The sequence below is a fragment of the Paraburkholderia kirstenboschensis genome (genome assembly GCF_904848585.1).
Lineage (GTDB): Bacteria > Pseudomonadota > Gammaproteobacteria > Burkholderiales > Burkholderiaceae > Paraburkholderia > Paraburkholderia kirstenboschensis.
Map to the genome: position 1 here is coordinate 14,902 of NZ_CAJHCR010000002.1, position 20,802 is coordinate 35,703.

Here is a 20,802-nt window from a genome sequence, read left to right on the forward strand (position 1 = left end):
TCAGTAGACGTAGGAAATCCAGCTCATCACGCGAAAAAAGATCCGCCCGAGGGGATTGAGCAAATTACCCTGAGTCGGGAACGCCATCACCTCGGCCTGGCCGCCCACACGGATGTTGGAGAGACGCGCACGCTCAGTCGGATCCAACTCGACGACCACCGGAAAGCGCTGCGCGGGACGCAGCCAGTCACGGCTATTCTGCACGCTGGGAAGGCTGCCGGGCGGCGTGCTCGACCCGACGCTCACGCCATATCCGATGCTGCGCACCCGCCCGTCAAAGACCTCGCCCGGCAGCGCATCCAGCGCAACGGCAACTCGGGTGCCGGGCTTCAGACGGCCGAGATTGTTCTCGGTCATATCCGCACTGATCCACACATCGCGGATCGCGATCAGCGTCATGACCGCCTTGCCTGCCGCCGCAAATTGCCCGACTTCGGTACTGAGATCCGTGATGACGCCCCCTGTGCGCGCCTTGATACGCGTGTTGGCCAGATCGAGGTCAGCCTTTTCGAGCGCCGAGGCGGCGCTGCGCAACTGCGCGTTCTCCGCTTCGACGCCACCCTGCTGCTCGCGTGCCCGCTCGACTTCTGCGCGCGCCGCTGCGACCTGGCTTTGTGCCTGCTCGTACGTGGCGCGTGCCACTTCGAGGCGCCGTAGGGAGATCGTGCCCTCGTCTTCGCGATAAAGCCGCTCGAGCCGCTCGCTGTCCTGCCTCGCCTTGACCTCGTTCGCGATGGCCGCGCGCAACGATGCGCGCGCCGAGTCGATGCCGGCCGTGCTGGCGCCGATCTGCCGGCGCACGGTTTCGAGATCGGCCCGCGCGCGGTCGGCGGCGATGCGATACTGCTGGTCGTCGATTTCGAAGAGCACGTCGCCTGCGGTGACCTCCTGATCGTTATGGACTGGCACGCGCGTCACTCGGCCTGATATCTCCGCCACGACGGGCACGACATAGGCCTGCACGCGCGCCTGTTGCGTGTAGGGTGTGAAACGGTCGGCAAGCAGGTACCAGATGAGGCTCACGACGATCAGCGCGACAACCCACTTCACCGCCCTGCCCGACGGATCTGTGCCCGGTCCCGGCGACGGCGACGGCGACGTATGCGCCGGTTGAGTCTGCGCCGGCGCGGCCCTGGTCGGCCCGGACAATTTGCTCATCGGGACGCTCCCTCGGCCGGCGCGTTCGCGGCGGGCGGCTCGCTCAGTTCGTTCAGCAGGTTACCCCAGTCGGTGCGTTGTTCCATCTGCTGGCGCGTTGCGGCATCGGAGAGCGGTTGCAGTGTGGTCCAGCCGCCGCCCAGCGCCTTGTAGAGCGCGATCAGACTGGCTGTGGCGTTTCGCCGGTTGACGACATAGGCGTCCTGCTGCGCAAATAGCGTGCGCTGTGCATCGAGCACGCGCTGAAAGTCCGAGTATCCTTCCCGGTAGATCGCGCCAGCGAGCGTCAGCGAGCGCCTCGCAGCACCTTGAGCTTCGTTCAGGATCGAGTCCCGCCGCAACGCGGCGAACAGCGCCGTGGCGGCATCGTCGGCTTCGCGCGCAGCTTCGCGCACAGTGTTCTGGTAGGCAACTGTCAACTGCTGCAGCCGGGCGTCCTGGACGCGCACGTTGTTGGTGATCCTCCCGTGATCGAAAACATTCCAGGTGACGCTCGGGCCGCCTGCCACCGCGAGGGTGTTCGCCGAGCCGGTGAGTGAACTGGCGCTCCAGACGAGCGTGCCGAGCAGCGACACCGACGGGTAGAGATCGGCTTTCGCCACACCGATGAGCGCCGACTGAGCGGCCATCTGATACTCGGCGGCACGCACATCCGGACGCCGCAGTAATAGTTCGGCTGGCACGTCCTGCAGCACGGCTCGGTCCACGAGAGGAATCACACCTTCCTTGCCGGAGGACGCGTCCAACTCCGGCAGCGGCCCGGGCGGACGCCCCATCAGCACGGACAACGCGTGCCGCGCGAGGACGATCTGGCTTTCGAAATCCGGGATACTGCTCAATGTGCCCAGATATTGCGTCTTCGCCTGCTGAAGATCCAGCTCGTCCGTCTCGCCGGCCTTGAATAGCTTTTGCGCGATGTCATAGCTACGCTTTTGCAATTGGGCATTCTCGCGCGCGATGCGCAGGCGCGCCTCGGCGGTGCGCATGGTGAAATAGGTGTCGGCGATCTGTGCGTGCAACAGGACCAGCACGGTATCGCGGTTCGCCTGCGCGGCAAAGAACGCCGCGTCGGCCGACTCGATTGCACGGGCGAAACGTCCCCAGAAGTCGAGCTCCCAGCCGACGACGAACCCCGCGCCATACTGCAAGTAAACGCCCGAGCGCGTATTGAAACCCTCCGAGCGCTTGCGCGCCGAGGCGAGCACCTCGGCGCTCGCCTGTTGCACCTGAGGATAACGTCCCGCGAGCGCAATGCCCAGTTGCGCGCGCGCTTCGATCACACGCAGGCCGGCGATCTGCAGGTCGCCATTGCCGGCATCGGCCTGCACGATCAGACGCCCAACAGTGTCGTCGCCGAAAACCTTCCACCATTCCCGGAGGTCGGGCTGCGATGCTTGCCGCGTAACGGCATCGAGTGTCGCGCTGCTCCAGCGCTCGCTCCAGTTTTCGCGTTGTGGATGAAAGTCGGGACCCACGCGCATGCAGCCGCTCAGGCACCCTGCAATGCACACGATGGCGCAGCCGCTGGCGTGGCGCAGACGTGTGATCCCGCATGGGCGCATTGAAGGCAACATGGGCGTCGTCTGCGCAGCGTCCTCAGGAGTGCTTTTGCTCTGTCAACAGATCGGGTTCCGGCTGGTCTTTCACCCAGCGCCAGAACAGTTTGTAAGCTACCGCCAGCATCACGGGACCGATGAACAGGCCGATCAACCCGCCCGTCACCATTCCGCCAAGCGCGCCGATCAGCACCACGGGCATCGGCACCGCAACGCCGCGTCCAAGCAGCAGCGGCTTGAGCACGTTGTCAGCGAGACCCGCGACAAAAACATAAACGGAAAACGCGATCGTCGCCGCGCTGATGCCGCTCGTTACAATCACGAAGATGATGACGGGAACCGTGATCAATGTGGCTGGCAGCTGCATGATCCCGATGAGCAGCACGGCGAGCGCGAGCAGACCCGCACCGGGGATGCCCATGACGACGAACGCGATGCCGATCAGCAGCATCTGGATGAATGCGATCCCGACCACACCCTGCGCCACGGCGCGAATCGTAGCCGTGCACAGATCGGCGATCTGCCGGCCGTTCTCGGGGCCGGAGATGCGCGAGGCGATCTGCACCGCGCTCTGATAACCCTTTTCGCCGTGCGCCATAAAGATGCCCGCGACGATCAAGGAGAGAAAGAAAACCAGCAGTGCGGTTCCGAGACCAGTAACCGTGCCGAGCACCGCGAGACCGGCTTGTTTGAGCTGAGGCGCGAACTCTTGCGCGAGGCCTGACAGATCCGTCGATGCCTGGGTCCAGAAGTCGAACACCCTCTGTCCCACCAGAGGCCATGCGGCCACTGATTCCGCAGGCGGTGGTATCTGGAAGCTACCGCTCCTGAAAACGGCCGTCGCGCGTTCGACCGAGCCGGCCACGGCAACGCCGAGCAGATACGTCGGGACGAGGATGACGACAAAAGCAACGAGGATGATCAGCGTCGCGATCAGGCCATCCTTGCCGGCGCGCCGACCGCGAAGCCGAACCTGGAGCGGATAGAGCGTGACCGCGAGAATCACCGCCCAGACCATCAGGTCGAGGAACGGGACAAAAACACGGAAGCAGAGGACGGCGAGAACAGCGACGAGTCCGGCGCGGATCAGAATGTCGAGCAGCTCTCTGGAGAGCGTGCGTTCGGTAATCGGCGATAGCATCTCATTGCCTCCTCTCAGCTTGACGCAGACCTTCCGAACGGCTAGCCACCTGGCTGGGACCCGCAACCTGGCGGCCGGACGCGAGTTGCTGTCGCCCATCCTGCAGCACCGGCGACACCGTCCGGCAGAACTGTTCCACCAGAAGTTCGACTGCCGGAGAATGTGCTCATCCTAAGTCTAGGATGGACAGAACCACTTCTCAAACATCCGGGGAACGGTCTCGGCTGTCGCCCGGCTCGAAGGTTCGTCAGGTCGTCCGCGCTCGCGCATGACTGCCAAAGAGCCGGCGTTGCGCGAGCAGCAGGAGTGGCGTCGATACCATCGAGAGCGCAACGACCAGCGTGACCAGCGACGCCTGACGTTGATCGATAACCCTTGCAGCCAATGAAGCGGCCATCACCACGAAGGCGAACTCGCCGCCCTGTGAAAGGAGAATCGCGAAGTACGCGCGATGCGGAGGCGGAACTTCGAATCGACTTGCCAGCATCCACTGCGCGATCGCCTTGATGCCGACCAGTGCGACTACCAGCACCGCGACCCGCACCGGCTCACGAGTCAATACACTGAAATCCATCGACATACCCACCGCGATAAAAAACAAACCAAGGAGCAGACCCTTGAATGGCGCCATGTCAACCTCAACCTCGTGGCGATAATCCGAATCTGCCAGCAGCACGCCTGCGACGAACGCACCGAGGGACATCGACAAATGCACGCTTTCCATAAGCAGAGAAATGCCGATGATCCAAAGCAGCGCGAACGCCGTGAAGATCTCTGGAACCCCAGTGCTCCTGATCAGACGCAACACGGCGTGCAGCAGATAGCGGCCCGCAAGCGCTACCGCGCCAAGCATAAGAAGCGCCTTTAGCGCTACGAGCCAACCGGGCTCCGCCGTAGGTATGGGCACGGTCGGCCCAAGCAGCGGTAACAGTGCAATCAGCGGAATGGCCGCCATGTCCTGAAACAGCAGAATGCCGAACCCGGCACGGCCTGTCGGCGTGTCCATCAACTTGCGCGCCTGAAGTTCGGACATCACCATTGCAGTCGATGACAGCGAGAGCGCAAGGCCGCCCGTCAGGGCAATCCGCCACGACAACCCCAGGAGCAGGAAAATCGCCGACAACGCTGCGGCACAAACGGTCATTTGCATCGCGCCGTAGCCAAAGATGGTGCGACGCATCGCCCACAACGCGTCCATTCTCATCTCGAGTCCGATCACAAACATCATCAACACGATGCCTAATTCTGAAAAATGGAGAATCGCGTCGACATCGGTCACCAACCGCAATGCCCATGGACCGATCATGACGCCCGCCACCAGATAGCCAAGCACCGCCCCGAAGCCGAGGCGGACCGCCACCGGTACCGTGACCAGCGCGGACGCAAGGAAAACTACAACGTCGATCAGCAAGTTTGACATTCACCGTACTCCCTATCCATTAGGACAACGGCTGGTCCACTCTCATTACCAGTTCGTGTTCGACGGGTTGCCTGCGCCCTTCGCGGGACGCTTCTCCCCGAGCGTGTCCACTACCAGCGCGACGTCACTCTTACCGCCTGAATTGTTTCTTTCGGCAAATCCCTTCAACACTTCGTAACGATCGACAAGCGCTCTTTTTGCAACCTCGCGGGCCGGATCGGTTGCCGCTGCGGCCGTCAGGACAGCCGTGATTACACGGATGCATCTAGAAGGGCCGCCGAAAGTGCGGCGCGGGCGGCAAACCTTGCATGGAGAATGGTGCAAGCAACTGAACTTCAGATTAGTCGACGTTTTTCAGGTTCGCAGGCCTTATCGCCTGAGCCGGACCTAGTGCCGTTCCAGTCGTTCGCTTATGAAAGGCACGCGCTAACGCTCAGAGCCGGTTGAAGGTGCAAGTAGCGCGGTGTGCCGCGCATTAGAGCGGTTCCGATTGTCAGACCGACGATCGAGTCACATGTCGCTGCTGGCAGAATCCGTTCCGTGGCAGCCGCCGTGTACGCCCACCTTGTGCGTCACGTGGACGAGTTCAATGAGCGACCTGGCTGGCGCCGGACTTTGTCGGTCGTCGGGGACACCGCACGGCAACCGCCACCAGCCCAAGGCGCAATTTGTGACTGCCTTCATACCTGACCATCATCGACGGCAAGCCTCCGTCGCGACGATGAGCGGAGAAATCGCCTTGCACTTCGCCGCTCCCGGCATCTCTTTTGTACATGTCGCTGGCGAAATCTGGCGGTTTCAATTGCGGTCGCATAAAGTGTACGAACAACATCGCGCCTTTCCGCACGATGTCGGCTGGACCATCACGTCTGTATTCAAAGCATTGCAAGAGAATTCTTTTCTCATTCTTTGGCTGGAGCAGACAAATGAACAAGGTACTTATAACCGGTGCTACAACGATAATCACCCTGACCGGTGTAGCGCACGCGCAAAGCGGTGTCACGCTGTACGGGCTGATCGACGCGGGTCTGACATACACGAACAGCCAGATCACCGGGACGGGCGGAGGCCACAGCAACTGGGAGATGACGAGCGGTGCGGTCCAGTACAGCCGCTGGGGCCTTCGCGGGGCTGAGGATCTAGGCGCCGGGTGGAAGGCCGTCTTCACCCTGGAAAGCGGCTTCAATCTGAACAATGGGCAGTATTCGTCGAGCAATCGAATCTTCAATCGCCAGGCCTATGTCGGCTTATCGAGCCGCGATTACGGCGCGCTCACGCTAGGCCGCCAGACCGACAGTATGGTCGATTTTGTTGCGCCGCTTTCATTGACCGGCACGGAGTTCGGTGGCACCCATTTCGCCCACCCCTTAGACAACGACAACCTGAACGATTCGTTTCAGATTAATAATTCTGTGAAGTATCTGAGCGCGGATCTGGCAGGCTTTCGGTTTGGCGCGTTGTACGGGTTCTCCAATCAGGCGGGCGGGTTCGCGAACAATCGCGCCTATAGCGTTGGGATGTCCTACGTATCGGGCGCGCTGACTTTCGGTGCAGGGTACCTCCACCTCAACAGCTCTGCGCGCACGCCGGGACAGCTGAATGCAAATGGTGCAGTCACCGATACGACCGGCTCGTCTTTGCAGGGCGCGCTCTCGCCGGCCACAGTTCCTTTAGGAGTGCTCGCCAGTAGCCAGAAGACCTTTGGCGCCGGCGTGAGCTACACCTTCGGACCGGCCGTGGCGGGCTTCGTGTACTCGCACAGCAAGCTTGCCCAATTCTTCCAGACCGGGCTGAGTGGAACTTTCCAGAACTTTGAGGGCAATTTTCGCTATGCGTTGACCCCGGTGGTCGAACTTTCGGCCGCGTACACCTATTCCCGCGCTGGCGGGAACGGAGGCGGCGGCATTCCCCATTGGAATCAGTTTAACGCGATGGCCGACTACCGCTTATCGAGGCGCACGGATATCTACATTCAGAGCACGTGGCAACGGGTAAGCCCGAGCGGCACTTCGCCATTGGGCGTGGCGTGGATCAACGGCGTCACCGCTCCCTCTTCCACGAGTGATCAGCTTGAGGCAACCGTCGGCTTGAGGCATCGCTTCTAATGCCCTAGTAACAACCGAACCCCCTGAAAGACCGTAGTCACTAAGGACTCGTTCGCCGCGATTGAAATATTTTTACGATTGTTGTTTCTGCATGACCTTCGACGTACACACCACATTTCGTTGCCGGTCGCGGCCGTTCATAGATAGTGAGCAGACCGTCGAGCGACTGGCTCGTTGGACTGTCCGTGTGACTGCTTGTGGCGACGCCGGTCCTCCTGTTGAGGGTTAGACGACGTGCTCATCGAAGGTTCGCTCTGAAAAACTGGAGCGCCATTTGGTCGAACAACGTATGAAAGGCGACTCGATCGAATCCGGCAGCATCGACACACAACTCAGGCGCGCTCTGCTTTAGCGAAACGGAGCATGGAGCGAGAAACGCAAAGCGTGTCGAGGTATTCGGAAAGATGGCGCACAAGGTACTTCGACGGCAGCCATCGTCAATACTTGATGTCCCGTTTCTGCTGGCGACCCTGTTGTTTCGCGTCGCGCTTGTCCTGCCTGCACTGAGAATTGCTCTTCTGGTTTGCGGCGCGACAGTCGACCTTGCTCGCGCGCGCTTCATGTTTGGCAGCCTGGTTCACGCTCCTGCCCTGTTGACGTTGTTGCGACTGGGTTGTGCCCAACGCCGCGCCCGATAGCGTCAGGAGGGCGGCGGACAGCATTGCGCCTATCCGCATGTGCAGCCCATTTCCGGAATCAGACATTTTCGCGCTACTCCGCACACGATAGAAAATGAGGAAACATGCACGGCGAGCACAGGCACTTCGCGTCCTCGCCCGTAAAAGCCGATCAGTGAAACGTCTGTTACGTCCTGCCGCTTCCGCCACTGCACTGAAGTCTAGGCTCTGATGCAGTCTTCGTAAACACGATGTGAGTGATTGTTCGTCGAAAAGCAGCTAGTCTGCACGTTGCGTTCAATAGCTCTCTTGCTCGCGCAGTGGATAAGGAAGCGAATTGCTCTGTGTGCTTTGACTCACTTCCCGAATAGTCCCGGAAAAAAATCGAGAACACCCGCGCTTGTCGCATACGTCGCGCGCGCGAGGATAGTCGATAACGTCAGCGCCAGGCCACCCACTCCAGCGTTGCCAGTTCAACGGATTCCCAAGGGAAATTGGTGAGAAACCGGTGCCACCATCGATCCGTGCAATGGTACTAAAACTAAAACTTACGTCTCGTCGATATCGTTCAACCGCGAATGTCCGTCAATGACAGCGCTCCACCACTATTGCTCAAAACGGGCATCCACTGAACAACATTGCAATACTTATACAGCGGGAAATTGTGGCGCGGAAAGATTGAGGTTCTGTTAATAATCAATTGTTTATATGATCTTTCGGCGTTCCAGAATTGTCGAGCGCGTACACCTCGGCGACCTGTCATTCGGATCGCGACGTCGTCGGATAGCGTCATGATTCCGTCCCACGCTTCCTCCGAGATCATTACGGCTCAGGCCCGTGATCACCGTTTTATCCGGGCATGGTCCGAGCATATCTGTCGATGAACGTCGGGCCTAGAATGCCGTTCCCGTAGCCATCTCGAAGATGAAGTCCTTGAGCAGGATCTTGGCTTCGTCGGTGCGCGCGCCGAACTCGGCACCGACCAGCACGCCGTCTTTTTTGCGCCTGACGTTTCTTGCGACGCAATTCCATAGGACAGCGTGCGTCTTGCCATCTGTCGGCAAACGCAATGCGAGCTTGAAGTGCTCGCCGGGCATCAGTGCTGCATCGCGCATTGACAATTGAAGACCATCGATGCTGACGTTGACGACAGTCGCATCGTATCCCGCAGCGGCGGCATCGTTGCGAATGACGCGGGCGGCCACCCTGGTCTCGACGCGTCGATGGCGCCTTACCCTGTGTTTGACCACCTTCTCGGGATGCGCGAGCACTACGAGATCGGTAGGAGCCGCGTGACGTGCGGTCACCCGTGTGCCGAACGTATACACGTCCCGCCCGAATATCATCTTTGCCTGGACCATGGCCCCGGGTTGCAGCAGTTCATCACCCGTTGGCGCTGTCACGATCAGCGCACTCCCCTTGACGGTGCCGACATACGCAGTTTGCACCGGGCCTCTGTCCACGCCCTCCACTGTGAGTTGCAAGCAATCCAGTGCCTGGGTCAGTGCGGGAAAGTCCACGCTGATTGCAGTAGCGGCGCTCGATGCTGGACGATGGTTCGCGCTCGAAATCAGCATGCTGCCGGCGGAACCGCTCCCGTTTCGCGGCCCGGCCCTGCTGTCGTCGCGATATGCACCGACATCGAAAAGGCGCTCAAGCTGCGCCTCGGAACTAATGCAGCAGCCCCGGTTCAGAAGCAGTCTGCCATTAGCTGTGTAAATCGAAAATCTGATGGGTGCACCCAGTTGGACGTCCCCTCTGCAGACTTGTACAAAGGCCATGGTGATCGATGGTATGAGTTGGACAGGTTGACTTCGCGCCGTTGCTTCGCGGCGGCTCGAATCATCGCGAGTCACCCGACTGTATCGCTTCAGTCGAATCACAAACGTGCGCCAACGCTCTTCCGTCACACTAATCCCACGGACCCCGCGCCTGTATCTGAAGACGATGCGCTCGTCCGCCCGCAATGATGTTTTGCGGGCTTGATAGAAGTCGGCACTTCGTCAGCGAGTCACGCTCGGCTTTATCCGCTCGCATGAACCAATCGCATGAGTCGGCACCGGCCACGAAGGAGCACTTCGGGGCCTGTGCAGACGTTCATCGTCTCAAATCAAGTCGCCGCAGAAACCCGGTGCTAGCGGCTCTTGCCGACCCGGTTGATGTCCATCGTGTAGCCTGCATGTCGATGCATGCTCGCTGTTCTGGCCGTAAAGACTCGTCTCTTTGACCTGTCCCATTCCTGACAGCTCCTGTCCAAGGGTCGCCTGAATCTGCGCCGACAGCTCCGCGATCAAAGCATGTTTCCGCCGGAACGCGGCTCGCTTGTTAGAAGGCACCTGGCCGATCTCCCGATGGTGCAGGATGCGAGGTAGGATGAAACGATCACCAGACTCCACGCCACCCATTTCACGCCAGAAAGCGTCGTAGTCTGCGTGAAACCCCTTGTCCCGGGCATGTGCCACGTGCGAGCTTTTCGCGACAGCTGCGAGCACCGGGATGTTCAGCAAGCGGCACAACTCGCAAAGCGCCTCCATTACGGCCGCTTTGGGACGAAGACCATGACATGCTTTCGTCGCGTCGCGTACACGTTCCCGATCAATTCCGCCTGGCCCCTGTAGGCCGCCAATCAAAAGCACCCACGAGCGCGTCTCCGCCGAGTACTCGATGCTTACCGTGGCCCACGCAAGATCGACCCCTGTCTGCCGGTCCATCCACGCGACTGTCAGCAGGCCTTCACGCCAGCATCGCGTGGGTTCGCGCAAAACGATGTCGTATTCAAGCGTGGACGACAGTGAGACCGATTCGCCAAGCAGATAAATGCGGGCCGTGAGCGCATCGCCCAGCATTTGCTCCATCGCCGCATAGTGTCCGCAAATCAGCGCGGCCCGACTCAGGGCGGCCATGTCCGCCCGCCCGAAACGATGGAACGGTTTTTCTACGAAGCGCCGGTTGCGGACGGCGAGATCGGTCAATAGGGATTGCCTGCTCAACGCCTGAAACCAAAACCATGCCGCGCGTGGATAGATCCCGGAATACAACAAAATCCGAAACCCTCGGAAAAGGGACTTTGGACTCGTCCCGACAACGGCTTTTCGAAGTAGCGTGTACGTGTTTGAAAACGTCGCCATCAAATCGGTCCAACAGCGGGACGGCGCTGCGATGTCAGCGGCAAGTGCCGTATAAGCCCAAGGCTCGGTCCCGCGTGGCGCCCAGCGAACGGCATTTTTTAACTTCATATTTTTCGCGCCCAGTTGCGATCGCCGACGACGGTCGGCTGCTCGGCGCAGATTGTAACGTCAAAACATTACGATTTATTACAAGGACCGCTTTTGGAGGTTCCATTAGGGAGCCGGAGTACAGACTGGAGACATCGCCGACCGGTCTACGGCCGACATAGTTGACACTTTCGGCCAATCGAACGCCGGACCCCTTCATGCCCTCGAACGTAAAAGACACCATGAGCGGGAGCGCCGCTATTTGATGCCGATTGCCATCGAGTCGGGGCCGACAAGCCGCTCCACACGCACCCGCGTAAAGCCCGCCTCGCGCATCCATTCGATGCATTGCGCGCCTGTGTAGTCGAAGCCGCCGGGAGTTTCGATCAGCATGTTCAGACTCATGAGCAGGCCAAAAGCGTTGTCGCGGCGCTCGTCGTCGATCATCGCGTCATAGACGATGAGGGAGCCACCATCCGGCAGCGAGTCGTGGCACTTGCGCAGCAAGGCGCGCTTCTGGTCAAGATCCCAGTCGTGCAGGACGTGGCCCATCACCAGTACGTCGGCTGTTGGGCACGGATCGTCGAAGAAGTTGCCTGCGTAGAAGTGCAGTCGCTCCTCCAATCCGTGCGATGCGACGTATTCCTCAAAGACAGGCCGCACTGGGGGCAGGTCAAAGCCGCCACCTGACAGATGCGGATGTGCGAGCGCCACCTGCACCGGCAATGCGCCCTGTGCCGCGCCGATGTCAATGAACGTACGGTAGTTCTGCCACGGAAACTGCTGCGCGATTGCACGCGCAGCCCCGAGACTGACGCCGCTCATCGCGTGCAGGAACGTCCGCAGTCGTGCTCCGTCGCTATAAATCGCCTCAAAGACGTTCCCACCCTGCCTGGACTCGTTTTGTGGCATGCCGGTGCGCAACGCTTCTGTGAGCGAGCCCCAGAACGGATACAGCCGCGAGTTCGCCATTTCGAGTAGCCCGCCGATGTAGCTCGGCTTCTCCTGGTCGAGGAAGAGATCGACGTCTCGCGTGTTGCTGTAGACGCCGTTAGTGCGGTTCAGGAACTTGAGCGCGACAAGTGCGTCGAGGAAATCGAGCGCCGATCGCGGATGCAGCCCCAACGCCCCGGTGAGTTGCGAGGCGTCTTGCGGGCCGCGTGCGAGATGGCTGAACAATTGCATCTCCACAGCCGAGAGCAATGTCTTTGATGCCCAGAACCCCATTGCCACCTGCAGGATCTTTTCGGGCGAAGGCTCCGCTTCTGTCGCTTGGTCGGCGCGCGGCGCCTCTTGTTGCGTGGCTGATACTGATGCCATCGATGTCTCCTATACGAAGATCGTTCGTCGTTGGATCACATCTGGTAGCCGCACGATCGCTCCCAGATGTCCGCTACCGCACAGACAGATGTATGTGCTTTATCCGGATCGTTCCTCGTTCAGCCGCCGCGGAACTGATCCGCGCGCGCTACATCCGGCAGAAGAACGCGTCGGCGTCAACCCGTCGTCCGTGCGCAAATGAAGTCTCAATGTGATCGTTCCACTATAGAGTCCGCTTTCCTGTTGGGCAATGCTGACCCGTGGCCCAGCCCACCCCATGTCTGCGACCGTCGCCGCTGGTTGTCAACCACGGGCGGTCACAAAATCGTAAATCTCTATATCGCCGACAACCAATGCGAAACGGCGATTCCCCTGGCCGACACTGTCGCCGGCCGCTGGTCCCGATCAATCCATCTGTTCTTGCAATGCCCTTGCCTTGTTTGAGTAGTAATGGAAAGCGGCAGTGTCGCCATTGCGCCGAAACACTTCGCTAATCTGCCGCGCGGCCTTGGCAGCAATGTTGAAGGCAGCGATCAGGTCATTACGGTCCTGATCTCCTAGTGGTTTGCCATCAACAAACTTCCCCGCGACATATCCAGACGGCGTTTCAATGACACCGATGGAGAGGCGCCCACGCTTTATCTCTCCGAAATAAGATTCGACAACTTTACCGTTAGAGTAAGCACGCAAAACTCCGTATCCGTCCGCTATTCCGTCCGCGGAGCAACCGCCGCTCCACCGCAAGACGGTGAAGTCCCACGAAGCCGGGGTCTCAAATCGGCATCCCGAACGCGTATCCGCCCCATTCAGCGCAGACGCGCAACCGTCCTGCGGAAATGCAAATCCCAATACCGCCGCTACGAAGGCGACAGGCAACGCTCGCAAAACAAACGGCAAGCGCTTCATTTCAGTACTGCAGGCCAGCTTGCGACGAGATCCTTGCCCGCCTCGAAGTGCATTCCGTCTTCGGTAGGAAAGGCGGCTCCCCAATACCAGCCGTGGCGATTAAAGATGGGACAGATAAGAGTCAGGCCGACCTGGACCTTGTTGTCTCCGCGTGTATCGAGCACGCCGGCTATCGTCAGGTCGACAGCAGTACCCCACGAGTGATTGGAAATCGTTGTCGCACTACCGCGCCGGTAGCGGCAGCACAACATACCCGCCGTTCCGATCTGCGCGGCGAGATCGGGTAACTCCCGCCCGATATCCGCGAAAACCTCTCGCAAGCTGTCCACAGCAGGCAACAACCCCTGAACGCGGAAATTCCCAATCCTGGCGACCACTACGTTTCTCTTCAGCCGCGAGTCGGTCAATGGCTGGCAGTCGGACGAATAACTTTGGCGCGGCTGCCCTAGCGTGCTTTTCATGAACGCGTCGGAGACGGGGTGTATGCCATGATTAATGGTGTTTGCCGCGGGGCGCGAGACGAGGCGCAGAAACGGAGAAAGCACGGAAGGTGGATGATGTTCGAACGCCACTAAATGACGCCAGGACCTTCCGTTCGGGTCAACGCGTCCATCCGGAAGCTTTGTGAACTGGCGCTGGAAACTCTCAATCGCCTGGATTGTTTCCTTGTCGCAGACACCTGCGGGCGGAGCGAGACTCGTGAACCCGTGCTGGACCAGCAGGGTTTGAACCAGAGCGACGTCGTCTTTGTTGTTCGCGCCACCCTGACCTACGGATTTGGCAATGCTTGCAGTCATAGATGACCTCGCCGCGAAAACGCCTACCCTAATTCTCAAACGTCGATAACCTGAATGGATACGCGGTTGCGCCGGGACTCAAAAGCCCCTGCTCTACTCCGATGGGCACCTGACCGTCGCCCGGCCCATACAACCAATACGTAAAATAGAGCGCCCCCGGACTACTCACGGCCAGCCGTTCCAAAGCCTGGAACGGACCGCTATTGATCTTGCCCAACTGCGGCACGAGGTTGATATCGGTCGAGCCGCCTAGCGTATGTGGAATCGCATGTCCGCGGTGGTACGTGCCACCGTTACTGAGCGGATGTCCACGCATCCGCGTCGCAATTTCCTTGCGGGGCACATTGCTCTTCCCTTGACTAATTCCCCATGCTGCAACCAGGCGTTCGGTAGAAACGTCGAACAGATAGGAGAATCCTCCAACGGAAGCTTCGATCAGCTCGCAAGATGCAAAGCGTCGGAAATAGTCGTTTGCCCACAAATCAACCAGAAGCGGAGTAATCACTTCGTGTAACGCTGTGTCCGCGTCCGTCTGCGACAGATGAGGCAAAAACACATTCAGTTCCGCGTAATTCGTCATGCATCACCCTGCATTTCATGGCGCCAATTCTCGCCCCTCTGGCCCAACGGTGACGCTTTCTTGCAGCCGCCGCCGCACATCGCCCACATCCACGCCGCCAACCCCCTTGGTATCAACGATCGGCATGTACTCCGCTGGCGTATGCAGCAAATACGCCTGCATCTCATCGATCACCACACGGTCGCTCGGGTCGTAACCCAGCTTCGCTAGTTGTCGAGTCAGTTCTGCGCGTTCTTCAAAGCTCAGCACTCGCCACCAGAACGCGCGGCACGCTTGCGCATACGCACTGTTCGAAAAGTACAGCCAATGCCCTAATTCGTGACTGAGTATTGCTGCTCTGACGGCGGTGTCGATCGCCTCTCCACCCGGCCCTGGTCCAAGACCCGGAATAGTGATCAGAAAATCGTGAACGCTCACCGCTTTCCAGTTCCGTTGCACTTCGCGGATCAGATGCCATCGCACAAGGATCGTCCGCAGCGCGCGCTCGTCCTGGCTCAGCACCACGCCTTGCTCGTGCGCCACTTCGAAAAAATGCGCCAGCTCGACCGTGCTGAAATCGTTGCCGACGGTCAACCCGGCGGAATCAGTGCCGAAGCGCCGCGCATGCGCCGCGATGGCCGCCGCGGGCACTACGCGATTACGCGGCATATCCCGCCTTTCCAGCAACGCAACTATTCGTGCAAACATGGCGCCCTGTTGCGCGAGGCTTGCTGCCTGCATCACGTAGAGCCCCGGTTTATCCGTAATGCTGAACAATTGCAGTCTTGCGTCGGATGCAAGGGCAGCTTGCAGATCAGCAAGCGGCAGACGTCGCGCGCCAGTTTCGCGATCCACTGCGACCGTAAGTGCTTCACTCGCGCCATCGGCCGCGTTCACCGAGGTATTCGCCTGCGCAGCGACCGCGACTGGCGTTGCGGAAACAAATAGCAGCGCCGCCATTGCCGCCCGGGCAGAACACGCGCGATAACTTTTCATCAGCGTCGGCCCGAAAAGCAGCTACTCGGTGACGGTAATTATCGTCACACGGCGATTTTCCGGCGCCGTCGGATTACGCCTGTTCAACGGTTCGGAAGAACCTTTACCGAGCGACGACAGCCGCTCCGGAGCGATCCCGTCTTTCTGTGTCAGATACTTGACCACCGCGGCCGCGCGATCCTCGGAGAGTTTCATGTTCGTATCGGGCGAACCGCGCGGGTCGGCGTGCCCTTCCACACGAAACCGGTACGCGGCGAGCTTTTCGGACTGTAACGCGCTGGCAACCTTGTCGAGCGCCGCTTGAGCGCTGTCGGTGAGCGTGGCCGAATTGCTGGCGAATGTAATGAGCATTTGGGCGGCCGGCTTTCTCGCGGCTGCCGCGGGTCGCGCCGCGCCAGACGGCTGTTTGTTCGAGAGCACGAAACCGCGTGTTACGACGTCGTCACTGGGCGCGTCGGGCTCCAGTGCGCGAGTTACCGACTGCTCGTTGATGTCCTGCTCGTTCAGGACCGGTTCTGCCGCATGCGTGGGCGTGCAAAACAATGCAACGAGCCATACCGCTACGACAAGTAGAGCGCTTCCCGCGCGTTGCACGGAAGATGAATGTCTAAGGCGCGACATACGGCGATCTCCGCAGAATGCATGACAGCCTCAACTTCAAAGACGAACGATGGGCAGACAATTTGAAACCACTGCCAGCGCACAGCGCGCTGCGGTGAGTTATGTCTGCGTGCCCGGATTCGATATCACTGCAGCGTCAGTTCGACGATGGAATCCCATTCATTCGTGCCAACGTCGAGAAGGCTCGCGAACCGCAAGCCGCTCATCGCGCCCGCACAGATTCTCGCCGATGCCGCCAGGTCGGGCGAGCCCTCGCTCCACCAGATACCTTGTCCCGCTATGGCAGCTTTCACAAGCAACGTTGCGAAGCTGTCATCGGATGCGTCTCTTACCGCGAGCCGCCATGGCGTCGCCTCCTGATTACCACCGGAGAATTTCACCGCGCGCAACGCCTCATCGAAACCATCGAGTGAGAACTCTGGGGTCAATGTAGTCAACGCCAATTGCGTCAAGCGGTCATACCATCCTTGTGCGCCGCTCAGCCGGCGCCCGAGCTCCGCCCCCTCGAATGCCTGAGCAATCGTGAACGGAAAGTAACGCCCGACGCGGTCGACGCCCGGCATCAACACGCCTGCCCACGCGTTCACGCCATACACATCTGGACCCAGCGCGAAACACCACACCGGCGCATTCAGATACAACGGCAGCCATTGCGCACCGAAGCGCTGCTGCGCAGCCAGCATGTTTTCCTGTAGGCCCTGGTCCCAAGGCCTCAAGAACTCTGCGGGCAAGCGCCGGGATACGAAGTCGCCATGCGTGCGCACCTTGCCGAAGAAGCCGGGCGCTGGGAAGATGCTCGCGCTCATAACCGGTCCGGGCAGCGGAACTGCTCGACGATGCCGCGCCGAAACGGATTCACGATACTGCTGGCCGCCAGTTCGAATTCCGCGCGACGGCCATCCGAGTCGAAGCTCAGACGGAACCGGTCCGGCTGCGAGGTAGGCTGCAAGTGCGCGCCATCCAGCAGGTGCAGCAGCGCCCACGGACCACCGGCGCGTGCCGCAGGTGCGCCACCAGGCGGCGTAAACTCGACGTGCGCGTCGCCCGTCCCTTTGCCGCTCGGCCACTGAAATACCATTGATTGTTGCGCGCCCGGTTTCACAACCAGTTGCTGTCCGTCGATGTCAAGCGTGAACTGCACGATTGCTGGATCGATCGTCAGAGGTTTCACTTCGAAGCGCACCGATACATCGCGCCCGCCCGCGCGAAAGAACGCATCGCGGATCTGCGCCGCACGCTGGAACTGGACGAGTACATCCGCAGGTATGCCGAGCGTCTCGGTGCCGCTGCGCCAGCGCCATTGCGGCCCTGACATGTCGACGAGCGTCGCCAGGTTCTTCTGGAAGAAATCGTCGATTAGCCCGCCAGGCCCGAGCAGCCTGCCGAAGTCGTCGGGCGCGGCATCGCGCGTGGACCCGCGCACAAGCGGATAACGGCCGTCGAGCGCCCGCCGGCACAACTGCGCGACATTCGCCTGCCACAACGCATTGAGCCGTGCGCGCTCGCCCCCGACCATCAGCAATCCCGCGCCGGCCGCGACGTCGGTGGCTACCGCAGCCAACGGCGGCGGCGAGCCTTGCGCGACCAGCTTGAGCTTGTTCAACGCATCGCCCGCAGGGGCCGCGAGACCCTGGCGGCGCGCGGCGTCCGCTGCCTCCAGATAGGCCGCCGCATCCTTCAACGCGGCGAGTTGCACGTCCAGCGGAACTGGGCCTGCCGCGCCGGGTTTGCCGGCAAGATCGTGCAGTGCCTGGAAATGTACATCGACAGGATTGAGTTCCGCCGGTGGTGGCGCTGCCACGTCTTCCGGCTGGTTTCCCAAGGCGCTTTCCAGGCGCTTCCTGGCCGCATCGAGCTTGCCGCCCAGCGCGGCGACGCCCTGCTGGGCCAGCGATCCGCCGGTCTTCGCGTCACCCAGCGTGGTCTCCTGCGCCGCCGCCAGCATCAACGATCGCAACGGAGAATCCGGCGCGGACAACAGGTTCGCCACGCGCGCGCCTTTTTCCAGACCGTCGAACGGCACCACGTCGATGTCGTTCAGCAGCCCGTCCCACTGCCGGATGTACTCGTCGAAGTACAGGCGCGTGATGCCCGTCCTCAAATCTTCTATGCCGGTTGGTGTCAATACGGATTCCTCACGGCCGAGAACCCAGTCGTCCTTCGCGATATCGAGCACCGCCTCGTTGCGCAGCTGGATGAACTTGCGATAGCCAGCCCGCGTGTAAGCTCCGGAAACGCCGCGCGTCAATGGTGCGCCGCTCTTGCGCACGAGCACCAGCGCCGCGTTGCGGCCTGCCGCGTTGGCGACGCTGAACTCCGGGAGGCCGGCCTGTTCGAGATTGCGCTTGACGCGGTTGAAGAGCCGTTGCGTCAGCGGCATTCTCGCGATGACCGTACGTGCCTGCGCGATCAGATCCTTGTCGAGCGGTAGCGACGCATCGAAGCGCGCCGGCTGGAATAGCGCTGCAAGATGGCCGTCGATATCGTTGCGCTGTTCGTCGCTCGCAGCACGCAACGGACCGCGTCGCCAATCGACATCGGCCCACAAACGCACGGAGTCGGCGTCATAGTGCAGCGGGTCGCCGAGCATCAGATAGGCGCGCAGGACTTCATACTGAAAGTCCGGATTGTTCGCGTCGCCACGCCGCAGTTCCTGTTCCATTGTGCCGACCACGAGCGGCAGCAAGGTCTGCCGCAGCAAGCGCCGATAGCTCGCCTGCGCTTCGAGACCCAGCTTGTCGCCCTGATAGAGGCCGAGGCGGGACAACCACGGCACGCTTTTGTCGCGGTCCGCGTAACCGCCGGGAATATCGCGCGCGGCGTTGAGCAACGGCAGCAGCGCAAGCGGGTTGTCACTTTGCGCAGTAGTCTGCGCGAGTTTCTGCAACTGGCCGACATGCTGTTCGACATCGGCAATATAGGCGCGATTGCGCTGATAGCTGACAAAGAACAGCAGCAGCGCGACGACCGTGAAGATACCAATCGCTGCCAGCGCCGCGCGCTGGAACCACACGCGGCGCCGTTCCAGTTTCCGGTTCGCGCCCGCCAGCCCGGCTTCTTCGAAGATTACGTCCCGCAGCAGGCGCGTGATGAAGTAGGCGCGTCCGCTCGAAGCGTCCGGCACTACGACCTGTCGTTGCAAGCCGAGCGCCGCGGCCACGGCGCTCATCACGCGGTCGATCGGCCGCCCCTCCTGAGTGCCGCTCGTGAAATAGACGCCACGCAACAGCGCGGACTGCTCGAAACGCGAGGTGCTGAAGGTCTCGTCGAGAAACCCTTTCAGCACCGACTCGAGACCGGCGAACTGCTGTGGGAAACCATAGACCAGCGCGCGCCTGCGCGTGTCGGTCTCGCGCTGCATGCGGTTCAGCACGCGGGCTTGCAACTGCTTCTCCAGCGCGTCGAATTCGGCGGGGAATGCGGCGAGCGCCTCGTCGGGCAAGCCTTGCTCGTTGAATGGAAAAGTCATGCCCCATACCTGCTCGCGCTCGTCGCGGCCGAGGTCGTCGAAAAACTCTGCGAAGCCTGCGAGAAGATCGCATTTGGTCACGACCACATAGACGGGAAAGCGCATGCCGAGCTGGCCGTACAGTTCCTTGAGCCGTTCGCGCACGGCGTTCGCCTGCTGTGCACGTTGCGTTTCCGACAGTTGCAGCAGGTCGCCTGCCGACAGCGCCACGATCACGCCGTTCAGCGGCCGGCGCGGACGATACTTGCGCAACAGTTGCAGGAAGCCGGCCCAGGCGGCCTGATCGGCTTCGGCGAAACTGTCCTGTGTGGTGAAGCGGCCAGCGGTATCCAGCAGCACGGCGTCGTCGGTGAACCACCAGTCGCAGTTGCGCGTGCCGCCGACGCCGCCGATCGATTGTTTGCCGAGCCGGTCGGCCAGCGGAAACTTGAGGCCGGAATTCAGAAGCGCAGTGGTCTTGCCGGTGCCGGGCGCGCCGACGAACATGTACCACGGCAACTGATATACGTACTGGCTTCCAAAGCGGCCCTTCACACGAGCCTTTCGCAATGTCGCCATGGCGGCTTCGAAACGCTGCTTCAAGGCCGCGACGTCGGCCTCGGATTCCTGCTTGCCGGTCGCAGGCGCGGCTGGCTCCTGTGCCACGACGCGTGTGAACCTGACGTTGACGAAGCGCATTGCGATCCAGCGCACGATCCAATACAGCGCCCATAGCAGCAACAGCACGACAATGACCGTCAAGCGGCTGCCGGGCGTGTCGAGCGGCTCGTGACCCGCGTATCCGAGCAGCGGCCCTTCGACCCAGACGATCAGCGCAAGCGCCAGCACGCCGAGCAACGACAGCACGATGGGCCGTCTCAGCCAGTTGAAGATTTTCATAGCTGGCTCCCTTGCACGCGCGGCGCGCTAGTCACCATGGCGC

Annotated in this window: 16 protein-coding genes; 1 reads left to right on the forward strand and 15 read right to left on the reverse strand. The window is 60.9% G+C overall.

From position 1 onward, the window contains the following. From JMY24_RS06825 to JMY24_RS06840, 4 genes are all read right to left on the reverse strand, one after another. Positions 1-1,158 carry an HlyD family secretion protein gene (locus JMY24_RS06825; RefSeq protein WP_201701604.1) on the reverse strand — a complete coding sequence of 386 codons (1,158 nt, stop codon included), beginning with the start codon at positions 1,156-1,158 and terminating at the stop codon, positions 1-3. Next, complete coding sequence (locus JMY24_RS06830) at positions 1,155-2,732, reverse strand: TolC family protein (RefSeq protein ID WP_413231226.1); 1,578 nt, start codon at positions 2,730-2,732, stop codon at positions 1,155-1,157. The genes JMY24_RS06825 and JMY24_RS06830 overlap by 4 nt, the downstream gene beginning before the upstream one ends. Positions 2,733-2,754: 22 nt before the next feature. Then, positions 2,755-3,855: an AI-2E family transporter gene (locus tag JMY24_RS06835; RefSeq protein WP_128584879.1), complete on the reverse strand. Its 1,101-nt coding sequence runs from the start codon at positions 3,853-3,855 to the stop codon at positions 2,755-2,757. A gap of 247 nt (positions 3,856-4,102) precedes the next feature. Beyond that, positions 4,103-5,275: a monovalent cation:proton antiporter-2 (CPA2) family protein gene (locus tag JMY24_RS06840; protein ID WP_201701605.1), complete on the reverse strand. Its 1,173-nt coding sequence runs from the start codon at positions 5,273-5,275 to the stop codon at positions 4,103-4,105. A 926-nt stretch (positions 5,276-6,201) separates the two neighbouring features. On the opposite strand from JMY24_RS06840, the gene JMY24_RS06845 reads away from it, so the two are divergent. Continuing rightward, a complete protein-coding gene (locus JMY24_RS06845; RefSeq protein WP_128598463.1) occupies positions 6,202-7,380 on the forward strand; it encodes a porin in 1,179 nt (392 codons plus the stop codon). A gap of 437 nt (positions 7,381-7,817) precedes the next feature. Here the strand turns inward: JMY24_RS06845 and JMY24_RS06850 are convergent, their stop codons facing one another. The 11 genes from JMY24_RS06850 to tssM form a co-directional block, all read right to left on the reverse strand. Continuing rightward, on the reverse strand, positions 7,818-8,084 hold the full coding sequence (locus tag JMY24_RS06850; protein ID WP_128584881.1) for a hypothetical protein: 267 nt from the start codon (positions 8,082-8,084) through the stop codon (positions 7,818-7,820). 806 nt (positions 8,085-8,890) lie between these two features. Beyond that, entirely contained in the window at positions 8,891-9,517 is a 627-nt protein-coding gene (locus JMY24_RS06855; protein WP_164853863.1) for a PilZ domain-containing protein, read from the reverse strand. A gap of 585 nt (positions 9,518-10,102) precedes the next feature. Beyond that, positions 10,103-11,233, reverse strand: a complete 1,131-nt coding sequence (locus JMY24_RS06860; protein WP_128598465.1) for a DUF535 family protein — start codon at positions 11,231-11,233, stop codon at positions 10,103-10,105. A 237-nt stretch (positions 11,234-11,470) separates the two neighbouring features. Beyond that, a complete protein-coding gene (locus JMY24_RS06865) occupies positions 11,471-12,532 on the reverse strand; it encodes a methyltransferase (RefSeq protein WP_128598466.1) in 1,062 nt (353 codons plus the stop codon). Between the two features lie 405 nt (positions 12,533-12,937). Next, a complete protein-coding gene (locus JMY24_RS06870) occupies positions 12,938-13,438 on the reverse strand; it encodes a hypothetical protein (protein WP_128598467.1) in 501 nt (166 codons plus the stop codon). Beyond that, entirely contained in the window at positions 13,435-14,235 is an 801-nt protein-coding gene (locus JMY24_RS06875; RefSeq protein ID WP_128584885.1) for a M15 family metallopeptidase, read from the reverse strand. Before JMY24_RS06875 ends, JMY24_RS06870 begins: the two co-directional genes overlap by 4 nt. A gap of 28 nt (positions 14,236-14,263) precedes the next feature. After that, positions 14,264-14,815 carry a DNA/RNA non-specific endonuclease gene (locus tag JMY24_RS06880; protein WP_128584886.1) on the reverse strand — a complete coding sequence of 184 codons (552 nt, stop codon included), beginning with the start codon at positions 14,813-14,815 and terminating at the stop codon, positions 14,264-14,266. Positions 14,816-14,830: 15 nt separating this feature from the next. Continuing rightward, positions 14,831-15,790, reverse strand: a complete 960-nt coding sequence (locus tag JMY24_RS06885) for a hypothetical protein (RefSeq protein ID WP_193414780.1) — start codon at positions 15,788-15,790, stop codon at positions 14,831-14,833. A gap of 21 nt (positions 15,791-15,811) precedes the next feature. Then, positions 15,812-16,411 carry an OmpA family protein gene (locus JMY24_RS06890; protein ID WP_128598468.1) on the reverse strand — a complete coding sequence of 200 codons (600 nt, stop codon included), beginning with the start codon at positions 16,409-16,411 and terminating at the stop codon, positions 15,812-15,814. A 125-nt stretch (positions 16,412-16,536) separates the two neighbouring features. After that, on the reverse strand, positions 16,537-17,217 hold the full coding sequence (tagF, locus tag JMY24_RS06895; RefSeq protein ID WP_128584888.1) for a type VI secretion system-associated protein TagF: 681 nt from the start codon (positions 17,215-17,217) through the stop codon (positions 16,537-16,539). After that, positions 17,214-20,759: a type VI secretion system membrane subunit TssM gene (gene tssM, locus JMY24_RS06900; protein ID WP_201701618.1), complete on the reverse strand. Its 3,546-nt coding sequence runs from the start codon at positions 20,757-20,759 to the stop codon at positions 17,214-17,216. Before tssM ends, tagF begins: the two co-directional genes overlap by 4 nt. Positions 20,760-20,802 lie beyond the last annotated feature (43 nt).